At 59.5% G+C, this 14992-nt stretch carries 15 protein-coding genes; 4 read left to right on the forward strand and 11 right to left on the reverse strand.

Annotated elements, in window-relative coordinates; all coding sequences use genetic code 11:
- Positions 1 to 39 precede the first annotated feature (39 nt).
- Positions 40 to 807, forward strand: a complete 768-nt coding sequence (locus QP915_RS07830) for a hypothetical protein (RefSeq protein WP_284768944.1) — start codon at positions 40 to 42, stop codon at positions 805 to 807.
- Here QP915_RS07830 and arsB read toward each other — a convergent pair.
- Positions 804 to 1868 (reverse strand): ACR3 family arsenite efflux transporter, encoded by a 1065-nt coding sequence (gene arsB / locus QP915_RS07835; protein WP_284768945.1) that lies wholly within the window; start codon positions 1866 to 1868, stop codon positions 804 to 806. The two genes, QP915_RS07830 and arsB, sit on opposite strands and share 4 nt — an antisense overlap.
- 108 nt (positions 1869 to 1976) lie before the next feature.
- Between arsB and QP915_RS07840 the strand changes: the two genes are divergently transcribed.
- Entirely contained in the window at positions 1977 to 2327 is a 351-nt protein-coding gene (locus tag QP915_RS07840) for an ArsR/SmtB family transcription factor (protein WP_040425217.1), read from the forward strand.
- Positions 2328 to 2596: 269 nt separating this feature from the next.
- On the opposite strand, the gene ndk is transcribed toward QP915_RS07840, so the two are convergent.
- The 6 genes from ndk to QP915_RS07870 form a co-directional block, all read right to left on the reverse strand.
- Entirely contained in the window at positions 2597 to 3007 is a 411-nt protein-coding gene (ndk, locus tag QP915_RS07845; RefSeq protein ID WP_005324068.1) for a nucleoside-diphosphate kinase, read from the reverse strand.
- Between the two features lie 79 nt (positions 3008 to 3086).
- Entirely contained in the window at positions 3087 to 3398 is a 312-nt protein-coding gene (locus QP915_RS07850; protein ID WP_284768946.1) for a hypothetical protein, read from the reverse strand.
- A 54-nt stretch (positions 3399 to 3452) separates the two neighbouring features.
- Positions 3453 to 3959, reverse strand: a complete 507-nt coding sequence (locus tag QP915_RS07855) for a DUF4233 domain-containing protein (RefSeq protein WP_200435305.1) — start codon at positions 3957 to 3959, stop codon at positions 3453 to 3455.
- Complete coding sequence (gene folC, locus QP915_RS07860; RefSeq protein WP_284768947.1) at positions 3956 to 5491, reverse strand: bifunctional tetrahydrofolate synthase/dihydrofolate synthase; 1536 nt, start codon at positions 5489 to 5491, stop codon at positions 3956 to 3958. The genes QP915_RS07855 and folC overlap by 4 nt, the downstream gene beginning before the upstream one ends.
- The gene (locus QP915_RS07865; RefSeq protein ID WP_284768948.1) at positions 5491 to 8211 is read right to left on the reverse strand and encodes a valine--tRNA ligase; all 2721 of its coding nucleotides are present in this window, start codon (positions 8209 to 8211) and stop codon (positions 5491 to 5493) included. The genes folC and QP915_RS07865 overlap by 1 nt, the downstream gene beginning before the upstream one ends.
- Before the next feature lie 80 nt (positions 8212 to 8291).
- Positions 8292 to 9242: a malate dehydrogenase gene (locus QP915_RS07870; RefSeq protein ID WP_284768949.1), complete on the reverse strand. Its 951-nt coding sequence runs from the start codon at positions 9240 to 9242 to the stop codon at positions 8292 to 8294.
- A 370-nt stretch (positions 9243 to 9612) separates the two neighbouring features.
- On the opposite strand from QP915_RS07870, the gene QP915_RS07875 reads away from it, so the two are divergent.
- Positions 9613 to 10377 (forward strand): TetR/AcrR family transcriptional regulator, encoded by a 765-nt coding sequence (locus tag QP915_RS07875; protein ID WP_284768950.1) that lies wholly within the window; start codon positions 9613 to 9615, stop codon positions 10375 to 10377.
- 69 nt (positions 10378 to 10446) lie between these two features.
- On the opposite strand, the gene clpX is transcribed toward QP915_RS07875, so the two are convergent.
- Positions 10447 to 11742 carry an ATP-dependent Clp protease ATP-binding subunit ClpX gene (gene clpX, locus QP915_RS07880; protein WP_284768951.1) on the reverse strand — a complete coding sequence of 432 codons (1296 nt, stop codon included), beginning with the start codon at positions 11740 to 11742 and terminating at the stop codon, positions 10447 to 10449.
- A gap of 227 nt (positions 11743 to 11969) precedes the next feature.
- Here clpX and fabG point away from each other — a divergent pair, with 227 nt between their 5' ends.
- Positions 11970 to 12737 (forward strand): 3-oxoacyl-ACP reductase FabG, encoded by a 768-nt coding sequence (fabG, locus tag QP915_RS07885; RefSeq protein ID WP_284768952.1) that lies wholly within the window; start codon positions 11970 to 11972, stop codon positions 12735 to 12737.
- 99 nt (positions 12738 to 12836) lie between these two features.
- On the opposite strand, the gene QP915_RS07890 is transcribed toward fabG, so the two are convergent.
- From QP915_RS07890 to QP915_RS07900, 3 genes are all read right to left on the reverse strand, one after another.
- On the reverse strand, positions 12837 to 13091 hold the full coding sequence (locus QP915_RS07890; RefSeq protein WP_284768953.1) for a hypothetical protein: 255 nt from the start codon (positions 13089 to 13091) through the stop codon (positions 12837 to 12839).
- Positions 13092 to 13256: 165 nt separating this feature from the next.
- A complete protein-coding gene (locus QP915_RS07895) occupies positions 13257 to 13547 on the reverse strand; it encodes a hypothetical protein (RefSeq protein ID WP_284768954.1) in 291 nt (96 codons plus the stop codon).
- 3 nt (positions 13548 to 13550) lie between these two features.
- Positions 13551 to 14849, reverse strand: coding sequence for an inorganic phosphate transporter (locus QP915_RS07900; protein WP_284768955.1), 1299 nt, complete (start codon positions 14847 to 14849; stop codon positions 13551 to 13553).
- Between the last annotated feature and the right edge of the window lie 143 nt (positions 14850 to 14992).

Raw genomic sequence — 14992 nt, forward strand, 5'->3', positions numbered from 1 at the left:
AACCGCGGGCAAGCTGGCAGGCGGTGTTATGTTGGCGGGGTGGCAGAACTAGCACGAATCCCCGCGCGCGAACTCGCGCAGTACCGACAGCGCAATGAAGTCCCGGTGCGCTCGGCGCTTTACTTTGGCGTGCCGGCCGGCTTTGCCGTTGGCTTCGCCAACACGGGCGTGGATTATATGTTGATGGGAGCCGGTGTTTTTGCCGTCTTTGCGGTGCTGGGGTTGGTGCACCTCATTCGCAATTACCCGCGCGGCATCAACGCTGCGCAAGAGGAATTCCGCGATGGTGACTATCCCACGATTGCTTATATAGCGCCGTTTATCCCCATCGCGGCACCACTGGTCATGGCTCCACTGAGCGCGGCCGGTCTGCTTCCAGAGGTAGAGCTGGCCCCGCCCGTTGCCGGGATGCTGTCCGGGGCGTGGTGGGCCTTTGGTTTGCCGCTGGGTATCTGGAGCATGTTTTCCCAGTCCTTCCGCATCGGCCGGCGCCGCATTAACAAGATCCTGGAAAAAGACCCGCTCGACGGGGTTACGGAGGCTCGCTTGCAGCTTGCCGACGCCCACTCGGACATCCTCACCGCCCTCGTCGCCGCCGGCGCGGTGCAGGGAAACACGATTAATTCCACTGCCCTCTCCAAGTTCATGAAGGTAGACCTCGACCCACTTTGCGAGCGCCTCGATGCTTTAGCAAAGGCGGACCTGGTGAAGCTCAGCCGCATGGGACTGCGCACCGCGCCCGCAAAGTGGACCATCACCATCACGCCGACTGGGGTGCGGTGTCTCTATCAAGTGGGCCGGCGTTAATTTGGCAAGCTTTTGTCTCCTGGGAAAATTTTCGGACCTATCCAGAGCATCACGTAAACAAGTCCTACGAGTACTGGGATTTCAATCAGTGGCCCAATGGTACCGGCAAGGGCCTGTGCTGACGCAGCACCAAATGTACCGATGGAAACCGCGATGGCTAGTTCGAAATTATTACCAGCTGCGGTAAAAGCCACGGAAGCAGATTGCGCATAGTTCATTCCTCCGACTTTTGCTACGCCCAAGGCTAGGAAAAACATTCCAACGAAGTAAATAACCAGCGGAATCGCCACTCTCACCACGGCTGTCGGCTGGGCTACCAGCTGCTCGCCTTGCAGCGAAAACAGCAGCACGATGGTGTAGAGCAAACCAATCATCGCCAAAGGCGAGACTGCCGGGAGAAAACGGTCTTCGAACCATTCGCGTCCTTTGACCTTTTCTCCCCACACCCGTGAGAGCACGCCAAGCAGCAGGGGTATTCCTAGGAACACAAGAACCGCAGTGACGATGGACCAGAAAGAAAATTCAACAGAGGTGGTGTCTAGGCCTAGCCATCCAGGTAGAACTTGCAAGTAGAACCAACCCATGACGCCAAACATGGCTACTTGGAAAATCGAATTGATAGCCACAAGTACCGCGGTGGTCTCTCGATCCGCGCAGGAAAGGTCGGACCATACCAAAACCATGGCGATGCAGCGCGCCAATCCGACGATGATTAAGCCGGTTCGCAACTCCGGCTGGTCTGCCAGAAAGATCCACGCCAAGGTAAACATCAACGCGGGCCCCACCACCCAGTTCAGCACGATAGATATCACCATCAGGCGACCATCGGCAGCAATGTCTCGAGTCTTTTCGTAGCGAACTTTAGCCAGGGGCGGATACATCATAACTAGCAGGCCCAGCGCGATTGGAAGAGAAATACCGCCAACCTCTAGAGCAGACAGTGCTTCTCCAATGCCTGGCAGGAAGTGGCCTATCAATAGCCCCACAGCCATGGCCATGATGATCCAAACGGGAAGGAATCTATCGAGAAATGACAACTTTGGGCGTTGCGTAACGGCCATGGCTCTCCTTGTGCGACGAGGAACTCAACATTCGAGCAGTACTTTAATCGCCCATATTGATACTCGTCAATATACCGGAGTGGGAGGCAGACTCCTTATACTGTGTGCATGGACTCCTCCCCTAGCAATGCCGATAGCACCCCGGATGCACAGTGCTGTTCCCTGAGCAGTGGCCCGCTCAGCCAGGGCGACTCCCTCCGCTTTTCCCAGCAATTTAAAGTACTTGCTGACCCAGCCCGCCTGCGCCTGCTATCCATATTGTGCGACGAGGGCTGCGGCCCGATGAGCGTTACGGAGCTGACCGCACTTTCCGGCCTGAGCCAACCGACGGTATCTCATCACCTCGGCAAGTTGAGGGAATCCGGTCTTTTAATCAAGCAACAATCGGGCCGTACCGTTACCCATCGAGTGCAAAAGGAAGCCTTCCGCACACTGCGCCAGTTACTCTCCTTCGATTAGGAGAACTCCAGTCCTAGTCTGAGAGGTGAATGACCTCGCGTGCATTATCCTCAGCAATGATCTGCCGCGTTAAGCACCTTCAGCCCCGAAACAAAACCCCTGCTCCAGTTCTGCTTCTCTACGTATTTGCGGCTTTGCCGTTTCAATACTTATTCAGGGTAGGACCGGATACTCGGTATGCGGCTCTCCGCCTAGGCTTATGGATCAAGCAATAAATAAAGCCCGAGCCTACAGGCTCGGGCTGAATGATGCGCTAAGTGCGCAAAAGTTTAGAGGTTCGGGAACCAGATAGCGATTTCGCGCTCTGCGGACTCTGGGGAGTCAGAGCCGTGCACGATGTTCTCGCCAACGGTCAGAGCGAAATCGCCGCGGATGGTACCCGGGGTGGCCTTGGAGACTGGGTCGGTGCCGCCAGCCAGCTGACGCCATGCCTCGATGGCACGCTCGCCCTCAACAACACCAGCGATAAGCGGTGCAGAGGTGATGAACTCGACGAGGTCACCGAAGAATGGCTTATCCTTGTGCTCCTCGTAGTGCTTTTCCGCGGTCTCACGGTCAGCAACGCGCAGGTCGAGCTCGGCCAGCTTCAGGCCCTTGCGCTCGATGCGGGAAATGATTTCGCCTACGTGGCCGTTCTTTACGCCGTCCGGCTTGATGAGAATCAGTGTACGTTCAGTCATGCCCCACACTGTACCGAAACCGCACGCATGCGTCGCGCGCTGGGGTATTCCTTTGGGGTAAAAGTGTGGGGTTCTAGGGCTACGCGAGTTGTTTAACTATCTCTTCGGCGCGCTCCTGCGAGGTGCCTCGAAACCATAGGCGTACCTGGCCTACTGCGGCGCCAAACTGTCCATTGCCCAACAGTCGCTGCAGCTCCGCGCGCTGTTCTTTATCCAAATCCTCGAAGGTTGCTTCTTTGGCCGGCTCGAAGTTGCTCCGCAGGGCCAAAACCAGAAAAACGCCGCCAATAATGAGGGCGACTAGCGGTAGCCATGGCGTTCCCGTAGCGGCGCGGGCTACCACCGCGGCGATGCAGGCGAGGGCGGCAAGGACGAGATAGAGAGTGCGCATGGCCGCTAGTCTATCGCGTCTTGCCCACTCGCCGAAGGCGTCAAGGCTACCGTGCTATTTCTCGTTGAGGTGCTGCGTGGTGAGGTATCCGCGCTTCATGCGGGCGATGAGGTTGCTGCGCAGGTAGACAGCCAGCAGCCACTCCATGCCAAAGATGATGAAGATGGCGGCCACAGCCCAGTGGACCATAAAGCCCACAATGACGCACAACAGCTGTGCCCATACGATGACAGACAGCGCCCACTTCTTATTCATGAACGCGATCATCACGAGGTGGAATACCACTGCGGCGATGACAAAGCCGTAGTTGAAGGGGGTCCACAAGGTGCCGTCATAGAGCTTGTAGAGCATCGGCAGTGCGAAGGATAGGGCGAGCGCCTCCATGGTCAGGGAGCTGGCAATGACCATCCCGTTGAAGCTTTTGAGCGGGTCCTTGACTGGGGCTTGGCCCATGCCGAGGGGACCGATCTCGCTTTCCGGGATCTGTTCTTCGCGGCCGCGGGTGCGGCGGGGCGGGCGGGGTTGGTGCTCTCCGCGCGGATGGTGATTGTCGCGGCTCATGCAGGTTCCTTTCCAAACATCGCGCGGGCATCGCCAGCGGTGACGACCGAGCCGGTGATGATGATGCCGGAGCCGGACTGGACCTCGGCGTCCTCGGCAAGCTCCACGGCCTGGGCATAGGCGCCCGGCAGGTTATCGGCTACGTGCACGCGCTCTTCGCCAAAGATATCGCGGGCGGTCTCTGCCAAGTCGTAGGCATCGAGGGCGCGCGGCGAGGAGTTTTGGGTGATGACTACCTCGGTGAGGTAAGGCTCTAGTGCGGTGAGGATGCCGGTGGAATCCTTATCCGCGAAGATGGACAGCACACCGATGAGGCGAGCGAAGTCGAAATCGCGGTCCAATGCAGCACCTAGGGCCTTGGCGCCATGTGGATTATGGGCGGCGTCAATAAACGTCGTCGGCGACGTGCGCACGCGCTCTAGACGGCCAGGAGAAATTGCCTGCGCGAAGCCATTGCGCACGGTCGCAACATCCAGCGGGTGGCCGGCCGAGGCGCCGAAGAATGCCTCCACCGCAGCAAGAGCCACGGCGGCATTCTTGGCTTGGTGCTCGCCATGCAAGGGCAGGAAAATATCCTCGTACAGGCCGCCAAGGCCCTGGATATTAACCTGTTGGCCACCGACGGCGATGCGAGACTCGAGGGCAGCGAACTCAGAGCCGGAGCGGGCGACGCCCGCCTCCACGTCCACGGCCTGCTGCAGGATAACCCGCATTGCTTCCGGATCCTGCTCGGCGATGACCACGATGTTTTCATTCGGGGTCAACGGGTCATCAGCATCCTCGCGCGGCTTGATAATGCCGGCCTTTTCACCGGCAATCTCTGCGAGGGTATCGCCCAAGTAGTCCGTGTGGTCCAAGCCCACCGGGGTAATAACGGAGACATCCGCGTTGACCACGTTGGTGGCATCCCACCGGCCGCCGAGGCCGACTTCAACGACGGCGACGTCCACGGGGGCGTCGGCAAACGCGGCATAGGACAAGCCAACGAGAACCTCGAACTTGGACATGGGGACGTCCGACTGGGCATCGACCATCTCCACAAAGGGCTTGATCTCGTGCCAGATGCGCACATAATCGCGCGGATGGATGGGCTGGCCATCGATGCCGATGCGTTCGGTGACGCGCTGCAGGTGCGGGCTGGTGACAAGGCCGACGCGGCGGTGGAAGGCGCGCAGGAGCGAATCCACCATGCGCGCGGTAGAGGACTTGCCGTTGGTGCCGGCAATGTGGATGACGTCGAAGGAACGCTCAGGATGGCCGAGCAGATCCATGAGCATCTCGATGCGATCGAGGGAAGGCTCAATCTTGGTCTCGGGCCAGCGCTCGTTGAGCTCTTCTTCTACCTCCGCGAGGGCGCGCAGCTCTTCGGCCGACACCTCTTGTGGTGCAGCCTCGTTGTACTCGTCCTCACTGCCCATGCCCAAGTTGAGCGTCAGGCCGGACTCGGTGATTTCCACCGGGCCACCGTCGGTGCCTTCTTTGAGGGCATCGACGATTTCGAAGTCCTCTGTCTCCTTGTCCTTGTCCGCCACTACTTCAGGCCCTCCAAACGGCTGGTGATGCGATCGACCTCTTCGCGGGCGACCTGCTGGCGCTCCTTAATCTTATTGACCACTTCTTCCGGTGCCTTGGACAAGAAGTTCTCGTTGCCCAGCTTCTTGCCGGTCTGCTCCAGTTCCTTATTGGCCTTGGCCAGGTCCTTCTCCAGACGTTTGCGCTCGGCTTCTACGTCCACCGCGCCGTGGGTATCCAGGGTGACCTCCACGGTGGCTTGGGAAAGGCGCACCTCGATGGAGGCGGAAGGATCGAAATCCTCGCCCGGGGCGGTGGTATTGGCCAGATTGCGCACCAGTTCCTCTTGGCCGGCGAGATCCGCTGCGGCGAAGTCAAGGCGGCCCGGCACCTTCTGGGAAGGCTTTACGCCCTGGTCCGAGCGGAAGCGGCGCAGCTCGGTGATGAGCTTATCGGCGTCCTCGATGCGGCGGGCGGCCACCTCATCCTTGGTGGCGCCACCATTGGTATCGGCAACGGTAGGCCACGGTGCAATGACGATGGACTCGCCGCCGGTCAGTGCCTTCCAGAGCACCTCGGTGACGAAAGGCATGGTCGGGTGCAGCAGGCGCAGGACGACATCGAGCACGCGGCCCAATACGATCTGGGTATTGCGGCCCTGCTCGCTTACACCATCGCGCGGGATCTGGGTCTTAGCAATCTCCAAGTACCAGTCACACAGCTCGTCCCAGGTGAAGTGGTAGAGCAGCTCGTTGGCCTTAGCAAACTGGTAGTCATCCAGGTAGGCATCCACCTTGGCGCGGACTTCTTCGGCGCGGTCGAGGATCCACCGGTCGGCGTCGCTAAGCTCCTCGCGGTTCGGCAGCGTGGCCACTCCAGCGCCGTTCATGAGCGCGAACTTGGTGGCGTTAAAGAGCTTGGTGGCAAAGTTGCGGGCGGCCGCGGCGGCATCGGAACCCAGCGGCAGGTCCACGCCCGGGTTGGCGCCGCGGGCAAGGGTAAAGCGCAGCGCATCCGCACCGTAATCGCGTACCCAATCCATCGGGTCAATGCCGTTGCCCAAGGACTTGGACATTTTGCGGCCCTGCTCATCGCGGACTAGGCCGTGCAGGTAGAGGTCCTTGAACGGAACCTGCGGGCGGCCATCGGTGCCCTCACCCAAAAGCTCCGGGGTGTGGGTGCCGGCAAAGGTGCCGAACATCATCATGCGGGCCACCCAGAAGAACAAGATGTCATAGGCGGTGACCAGCACGTTGGTGGGATAGAACTTCTCTAGATCCGGGGTCTTTTCTGGCCAACCCAGGGTGGAAAAGGGCCACAGCGCGGAGGAGAACCAGGTATCCAGCACGTCCGGATCCTGTTCGTATCCTGCCGGCGGCTCCTCATCAGGGCCGACACAGACGATATCTCGCTGGCCGTCCTCGCCTTCTGGTCCATACCAGATAGGAATGCGGTGGCCCCACCACAGCTGGCGGGAGATGCACCAATCGTGCATGTCATCAACCCACTCGAAGTAGCGCGGCTCGAGCGACTGCGGGTGCAGGGTGGTATCGCCCTCACGCACGGCGTCGCCAGAGGCCTTAGCCATCTTGGCTACGTCCACAAACCACTGCAGGGACAGGCGCGGCTCGATGGGCTCGCCGGAGCGCTCCGAGTGGCCCACGGAGTGGACGTACGGGCGGATTTCCTTAACAATGCGGCCCTGCTCGCGCAGCGCTTCCCGGATCTCCACGCGTGCTTCCTCGCGGGTCAGGCCGTCGAAGCGGGTGCCGGTATTGGCAATGTGGCCGGTGGTATCGATGACCGTGGGCATCTCCAGGTTGTGGCGGGTGCCCATTGCGTAGTCATTCGGGTCGTGCGCCGGGGTGATCTTCACCGCGCCGGTACCGAATTCCATGTCCACGTAATCATCGGCGATGATCTTCAGCGTCAGGTCATCGCGGAACGGGTGCGGCAGCTCCTTGCCCACCAAGTCAGCGTAGCGCTCGTCGTCTGGGTGTACGGCAATAGCGACGTCGCCCAGCATGGTTTCCACACGGGTGGTGGCCACGATGAGGTGCGGTTCATCGTCATTGAGCGAGCCATAGCGGATGGAGACCAGCTCGCCCTCGACGTCCTTGTACACCACCTCAATATCGGAGACGGCGGTCTCCAGCACCGGCGACCAGTTCACCAGGCGGTTGGCCTGGTAGATCATGCCCTCATCGTAGAGGTTCTTAAAGATGGTCTGGACGGCGCGGGAGAGGCCGTCATCCAAGGTGAAGCGCTCGCGGGACCAGTCCACGGAGTCACCGATGGCGCGCATCTGGTTTTGGATGGTGCCGCCGTACTGCTCCTTCCACTCCCAGACCTTGCCAATGAACTCTTCGCGCTCATAGTCCCAGCGCTTTTTACCCTCGGTCTCCTTGAGCTTGGCCTCGACCTTGGTCTGGGTGGCAATGCCGGCGTGATCGGCGCCGGGCAGCCACAGGGTGGCGTAGCCCTGCATGCGCTTGCGGCGGATAATGGAATCAATCAGCGTGTGGTCCAGGGCGTGGCCCATGTGCAGCTGGCCGGTCACATTCGGCGGCGGCAGCACGATGGAATAAGGCTCGGCCTCCGAATTCGCATCCGGAGTGAAGTAGCCCTTTTCTACCCAGCCCTCATAGAGGTCCTTCTCTACGGCCTGCGGCTCCCACGACTTAGGCAGCGCATCGGCGCGGTTGGTACCAACTAATTGCTCATTATTTTGCTCAGTCACCTGGCCGATTCTACCTTGCACGTCAACCGGCTCAGCCAGGCAGGGTGCGCACCGAGTATAAGGTGCGCACCGAGCGGGTTCTAGAGCAGGTCCGCCACGGCTTGGCGCTCCTCACGCAGCTCGGCCACAGAGGCCTCGATGCGCTCCTTTTGGAACTCAGTGAGCTCCAGTCCCTGCACGATCTCCCACTGGCCATTGCGGCTGACTGTGGGGAATCCGCAGATAAGCCCCTTGTCGACGCCGTAGGATCCGTCCGATGGCACCGCCGCAGTGCGCCAGTCCTCGGTGCCATGAATCCAATCATGCATGTGGTCCACGGCTGCCGACGCCGCCGAAGCGGCCGAAGAGCTGCCGCGTACCTCAATAATCTCCGCACCGCGTTTGGCCACCTTGGGGATCATTTCCTCGCGGTACCAGTCCTGGTCCACCTCGGCGTTGGAGTAGGTGATATCCGGGAACTGGCTAGCGGAATGGTTGCCCCAGACCGCCACCTTGGTGAAATCGGTGGTGGACTTGCCCGCCTTCAGTGCTAGCTGGCTCAGGGTGCGGTTGTGGTCCAAGCGCATCAAAGCGTTGAACTGAGAGTTATCCAAATCCGGCGCATTATTCGCAGCGATGAGGGCGTTGGTATTAGCCGGGTTGCCCACAACGAGCACGCGGACATCGCGCGCGGCGTAGTCATTGATGGCCTTGCCCTGCTTGGTGAAGATGGCGCCATTAGCCTCCAGCAAGTCGGCGCGCTCCATTCCCTTGCTGCGCGGGCGAGCGCCGACTAGGAAGGCGGCAGAGGTGTTCTCAAAGGCTTCCTTGAGATCATCAGTAACCGTAATGGAGTTAACCAACGGCAGGGCGGAGTCATTGAGCTCCATGGCTACGCCTTGGGCCTTTTCCACCGCAGCGGGAATTTCCAGCAATGCTAGGTCTACCGGGGTGTCTTTTCCGTACACATCGCCGGCAGCGATGCGCCACAGCAGCGAATACGCGATGTTGCCGGCGGCGCCGGTGACAGTGATCTTGACGGGCTGAGTCATGATGTAAAGCCTCCTCAATGGCTGCGACATGGGCGGCACACGCGAGCCAGATTGCTCGCACCGCCACGGAATGTAATCCATCACCGAGCTTAGCCCCACCGCCAGCATCCGCGCTGTGAATCTGACCCCCTCTTTTGGAGGGAAAATCTAGAGCACTTGCGTTAAATTACCCCCATTTACCTCCAAATTAGCGCCCCCAATGGGCCAGAAACTCCCGCACGAGGTGATTAATCGGGCATGATGGGAAAAGGAAATGCGGGATACTCCCCCGCGCTGCACACCCAGAATGCATAGGGATTGCCTACTCCCGCACTATTAGACATCAGTTCACCGCGCCACCGCCGCGCCGCAAGGATTAAGGACTTACGCAATGAGCACTGAGAATACTGACCCACTGCAGGCTGCAGATCAGGCGGATTCTCCTCACGCTGCCCACGCGGAATCCGTCAGCATTGACTCCGTGGTGGACGTTGCGATCAAGCAGTTTTCCTGCTTTGGCTTTACAGAAACCAAGCTCGAGACCATCGCCCAAGAATCCGGCATGTCCAAGCGCATGATTCACTACCACTTTGGCGATAAGAAGGGCTTGTACCTGCGTGCGCTGAGCACCGCCGCGCAGCGTCTCAATCCGCCTGAGGATGCCCTGGAAATCGATACCGCAGTTCCGGTCGAAGGCGTGCGCAAGTTGGTGGATTGGCTTTTCCGCGAGCGCGTAGCCAACCCGGAGGCCATCCGCATGCTGGTATGGGAAACTAACCAGCAGATTGTGGACCCGGCACAGCAGGCTATTGCCGACGTCGCCGGAGTGGCCCTCCACCTTGACCGCTTGCTGCTCTTGGGCCAAGACGCCGGCGCCTTCCGCCCGGGCATTTCCGCCAATGACATCTTCACCCTGATTTCCTCGTTGACGGTCTACCGCGTGACCAACCAGGTGATGGTGGAAAACATGCTGGGCGTGAACTTCAATACCCAAGAAAATATCGATGGCATGCATAGGCTCACCGTCGATGCTGTGCTGGCGTTTTTGACCGCCAATATTCCGGACTCTGGCCACGAGTCTTACCTCACCTCGTCCTCGTTCGATACCAAAGAAGGCGACGAGGCCTCCCCGCAGGATATCTACAACGAGGAGTAATAGCGCGGGCCTTCCGGTCCACGCCCTACCCTGCCACAGCCCGCCAGTAGGCGCTGTGGCAGCTAAGGCCTAGGCAGATTCTTTTGCCTCATCCGTATAACTAAACTGCGGATCCGCTCCCTCGGTCACGCACTCCGACGTAATGTGCACCGTGGCAATATCCTCACGGTCCGGCAGGTCGTACATGACCGGGACCAAAAGCTCTTCCATGATGGCGCGCAGGCCACGCGCACCCGTCTTGCGCTCCAAGGCGAGCTCCGCGATGGCGTCCAATGCCGCAGGCTCGATGTCCAATTCGCAGTCATCCATCTCAAAGAGGCGGCTGTACTGCTTGACTAGGGAGTTCTTGGGCTCGGTGAGCACCTTGACCAAAGATTCGCGGTCCAGGTTATCCACCGTGGCCACGACAGGCAGGCGGCCGATGAACTCTGGAATAAGGCCAAACTTCACCAGATCCTCGGGGCGTACCTGGGAGAAGAGGTCAACCTTTTCGCGCTCGTCCTTGGTATCCAGGTTGGCGCCGAAACCCACGCCCTTCCTGCCCACGCGATCCGCAATGACCTGATCCAGGCCCGCGAATGCGCCGGCCACAATGAACAAGATATTGGAGGTATCCAGCTGGATAAACTCCTGATTCGGGTGCTTGCGGCCGCCTTGCGGCGGGATGGCCGCCACGGTGCCTTCTAGGATCTTCAGCAGCGCCTGCTGCACGCCCTCACCAGATACGTCGCGGGTAATGGACGGGTTCTCCGACTTACGGGAAATCTTGTCCACCTCATCGACGTAGATGATGCCGCGCTGGGCACGCTCCACGTCAAAATCCGCGGCTTGCAGCAGCTTCAGAAGGATATTTTCCACGTCTTCACCCACATAGCCGGCCTCGGTGAGGCTGGTGGCATCGGCGATGGCAAAGGGGACATCGAGAAGCCGGGCCAAGGTCTGCGCCAGGTAGGTCTTACCGGAACCCGTAGGCCCCAACATCAAGATATTGGACTTGGAGATCTCCACCTCATCGCCCTCGGCCTTCTTGCGGCGGGCCTCCAACGCCGCCGACTCTTCGGCCTTGATGCGCTTGTAGTGGTTATACACCGCTACAGACAACACGCGCTTGGCCTTGTCTTGGCCGATGACATACTTATCTAGGAAGGCAGAAATCTGCGAGGGCCGAGGCAGGCGCACCTCTGCATCGGAGGATTCTTGCGCCTGCTCTTGGCCCAGTTCCTCTTCGATGATCTCATTGCATAGCTCGATGCACTCATCGCAGATGTAGACACCGCCGCCGGCGATGAGCTTTTTCACCTGCTTCTGACTCTTGCCACAAAAGGAACACTTGAGCAGGTCAGCGCTTTCTTGCATACGTGCCATTAAGTTCTTTCACACTCGCTTTTCGTACCGCTATCCACAGTTGGAAGGACGATTCTACCCTTCCGAGCGGCTTAATCTTCATCTGTTTCTACCTTAGTAAATCAACCCGACAGGCCCTTCATTCATTCCTTCCCGCGTGGCGAAATTCCCAGGCCTTTCCTGCTCTTGCGGCCTAAACTAGAAGGTGAAATCACCCTCATCCCACCCCTTTTAGGATCAGGAGCATCATGTTCGATCTCACAGGCCGGGTAGCCATCGTCACCGGCGGCGCCTCCGGCATTGGCCGCGGCATCGTCGCCTCGCTGCGTGAGGCCGGCGCCACCGTTGCCATCGCCGATATCAACCTAGACCACGCCAACACTACCGCTAAGGAGTTGGGTGCCAGTGCCATTCGCGTGGACGTCACCGACCGCGCTTCGGTTAGGGACATGTACCGCCAGGTCACTGCCGAGCACGGCGGATTCGACATTGTGTGCTCCAATGCCGGCGTCTTTCCCAACTGCCCGCTGGCAGAGATGACCGATGATAAGTGGGAGGCAATGTTTGCCATCAACACCCACGGCACCTTCAAGGTGGTCCAGGAGGCACTCCCCTACCTCAAGCAACGCCGCTATGGGCGCATCGTCATCACCACATCTATCACCGGCTCACACACGGGCTTTCCGGGCTGGGCCCACTACGGCGCCTCCAAGGCCGCCCAGCAGGGTTTTATGCGTTCAGCCGCGCTCGAAGTGGCCCGCGATGGCGTCACCATCAACGGCGTCCTCCCAGGCAATATCCTCACCGAGGGCCTCGAGGCCCAAGGCCAGGAGTACCTCGATCAAATGACACGCTCGGTACCGTTGCACCGCCTGGGCACCCCGCGCGATATTGGCACTGCAGCAGCCTTCCTAGCTTCGGAAGAGGCAGGCTACATCACCGGCCAAACACTAATTATCGATGGCGGCCAGCTTCTGCCCGAGACCCCTGAGGCCATCCTGCCGCCGCGGGATTAGCCGCGCTTGCCGACGCCCCCGTGTACCCCACGCAGCACAAAGCCCCCTGCTACACAGTGTGCGGCAAGGGGCCTCGTGGGGATTTCATTAAGTTGCTGCTTACTGCAGCCAATCGAAGTCGAGCAGGAAAAGTTCTGCATCGAGCATCTCGTGTTCATCCGGAGCATGACCGGTGACGGTTTCTAGTGCCTCTGCTACGTCCTTGGTAGTAGCAGGGGTCTTATCAGCGTCAAGCAGGGTTTCTGCCACCAAAGCGCGAACCGGAGCTTCTGAAACGGTGTCCAGGCCGGTTCCAGTGGTGGAGCCCTTGAACACATCAGCGATGCCGTCCATCAAAGTACGCATCTTGTTCATTTCTCACACCTCCATGTGGCTTTCTCTCTGTTTGATAGAGAAGAATATACGCGGCACACTTCCACTAAGCAACCCCTAGGCCGCTTAAAGTTAACCTTTTGTTAACTTTGGAAAAGTGTGCCGCGCGTCACATGAGAGGTTTACCCCCCCAGGAAGGACAGTGACTTAGAGGTCACCAAACGGCGCGAAGCCAAAGTAGTGGTCCAGCGTCTCGCGGGCAATCCACATGATGGCCACGAGGATAATTACGGCCAGCACCGCATAGACAGTCCAGCCAAGCACCTTCATCTGAGTGCTTGCCGGAGTATCACCTACGACAACGCCATTGTCATCACGAATGGGGTCACCGGTCATGCACCGCATACCCAAGGAGAAAAGGAGCGGAATGCCAGCGCCGAAGACCAGGGCCAAGCCTGCAACGTGAATGAGGGACTGGAAGATTTCTGCAGCAGTCATGGTTTAGCGCTCCTCTTGAGCAGTAGACGGCGCGGAGGCATCCTCCGCATTGGTAGCGGACACTGGTGCGGCGCCGGCAGCAACTGGCTCCTTGCGGCTAGAGCCCGCACCCATGGAGGAATCCACGGACTCGGAGTTTGGATCCCAGTCGTTGTTGACGTTGGAAGCATCCACCGGGTTCATGCGGGAACGGATGACAATGAGCGCGGCCATTGCCAGCAGCAAGACGAAGTCCACGATGGCACCGGTTGCCACGTTAGTGAAGGAGGAGACGCCGTGTGCCAACCACCAGGTAGCAAAGCCCACGAACGCTGCGCACGGCAAGGTGATGAGCCATGCGGACACCATGCGCATGGCCACACCCCAGCGAACCTCGGCACCACGGCGACCCAGGCCGGTACCCAGGATGGAACCGGTGGATACGTGGGTGGTGGACAGTGCCATACCACCGGTAGCAGAGGTGAGGATGATGGCTGCAGAAGTAGCTTCAGCGGCCATACCCTGCGGGGACTCAATCTCCACCAGACCCTTGCCCAGGGTGCGGATAACGCGCCAGCCGCCGGACAAAGTGCCGGCCGCGATAGCCACAGCACAAGAAACGATAACCCAGGTTGGAATGCGGGCGTCGGCAACCGCATGCCCAGAGGCAACCAGTGCCAGGAAGATAACGCCCATGGTCTTCTGCGCATCGCCAGCGCCGTGCGCCAGGGACACCAGGCAGGCGGTGACGATCTGACCGTGGCGGAAGTGCTCGTTCTTCGCCTTATTCGGGATGGTGTTGGTTACCCAGTAGATAAGGAACGTGGCACACGCCGAAACCAGCGCCGCAATGATAGGCGAGGCAACGGCCGGGATAATGATCTTGCCGGCAATGGAAGACCACTCCACGCCAGTCGAGCCCATCGCAGCGAAGGCGGCACCGATGAGGCCACCGAACAGGGCGTGGGAGGAACTGGACGGCATACCCAGCAACCAGGTGAACAGGTTCCAGATAATACCGCCGATAAGGCCAGTAAAGACGACCATAAGCAGCGCTTGGCCGTCAGTGTCAGCGGCGGCGCCAGATAGGTCGTAGGAATCAAGGTTAACGATGCCCTTTGCCACGGTCGCAGCAACATTGACCGAGAGGAAGGCACCCACAAGGTTAAGCACTGCGGAGATTGCCACCGCAGTAAAAGGCTTCAAAGCACCGGTGGCAATGGACGTAGCCATCGCGTTGGCAGTGTCATGAAATCCGTTCGTAAAGTCAAAGGCAAGGGCGGTTACCACCACAATGCCGAGGATAATCAGAGTCGCTGTCACAGCGTTGGCCCCTTGGAAAGAAAACAGATGAACACGGTACGCATCGGCGGCGCCTTCACGCGTCGCGGACGAAATGCAGAGTACTCCTGCGCCTATCCACAGACAATTGATTTTCTTTAATATTCCCTTTGGTTAACCTTTTG

Source organism: Corynebacterium sp. MSK158 (assembly GCF_030229085.1).
Lineage (GTDB): Bacteria > Actinomycetota > Actinomycetes > Mycobacteriales > Mycobacteriaceae > Corynebacterium.

What these genes read in the sequence shown, in the direction of transcription:
- QP915_RS07890 (WP_284768953.1), bottom strand. Translation starts at nt 13,091, where the DNA reads ATGAACAAGATGCGTACTTTGATGGACGGCATCGCTGATGTGTTCAAG.
- QP915_RS07855 (WP_200435305.1), bottom strand. Translation starts at nt 3,959, where the DNA reads ATGAGCCGCGACAATCACCATCCGCGCGGAGAGCACCAACCCCGCCCG.
- QP915_RS07840 (WP_040425217.1), top strand. Translation starts at nt 1,977, where the DNA reads ATGGACTCCTCCCCTAGCAATGCCGATAGCACCCCGGATGCACAGTGC.
- arsB (WP_284768945.1), bottom strand. Translation starts at nt 1,868, where the DNA reads ATGGCCGTTACGCAACGCCCAAAGTTGTCATTTCTCGATAGATTCCTT.
- QP915_RS07850 (WP_284768946.1), bottom strand. Translation starts at nt 3,398, where the DNA reads ATGCGCACTCTCTATCTCGTCCTTGCCGCCCTCGCCTGCATCGCCGCG.
- QP915_RS07870 (WP_284768949.1), bottom strand. Translation starts at nt 9,242, where the DNA reads ATGACTCAGCCCGTCAAGATCACTGTCACCGGCGCCGCCGGCAACATC.
- QP915_RS07875 (WP_284768950.1), top strand. Translation starts at nt 9,613, where the DNA reads ATGAGCACTGAGAATACTGACCCACTGCAGGCTGCAGATCAGGCGGAT.
- QP915_RS07895 (WP_284768954.1), bottom strand. Translation starts at nt 13,547, where the DNA reads ATGACTGCTGCAGAAATCTTCCAGTCCCTCATTCACGTTGCAGGCTTG.
- fabG (WP_284768952.1), top strand. Translation starts at nt 11,970, where the DNA reads ATGTTCGATCTCACAGGCCGGGTAGCCATCGTCACCGGCGGCGCCTCC.
- clpX (WP_284768951.1), bottom strand. Translation starts at nt 11,742, where the DNA reads ATGGCACGTATGCAAGAAAGCGCTGACCTGCTCAAGTGTTCCTTTTGT.
- ndk (WP_005324068.1), bottom strand. Translation starts at nt 3,007, where the DNA reads ATGACTGAACGTACACTGATTCTCATCAAGCCGGACGGCGTAAAGAAC.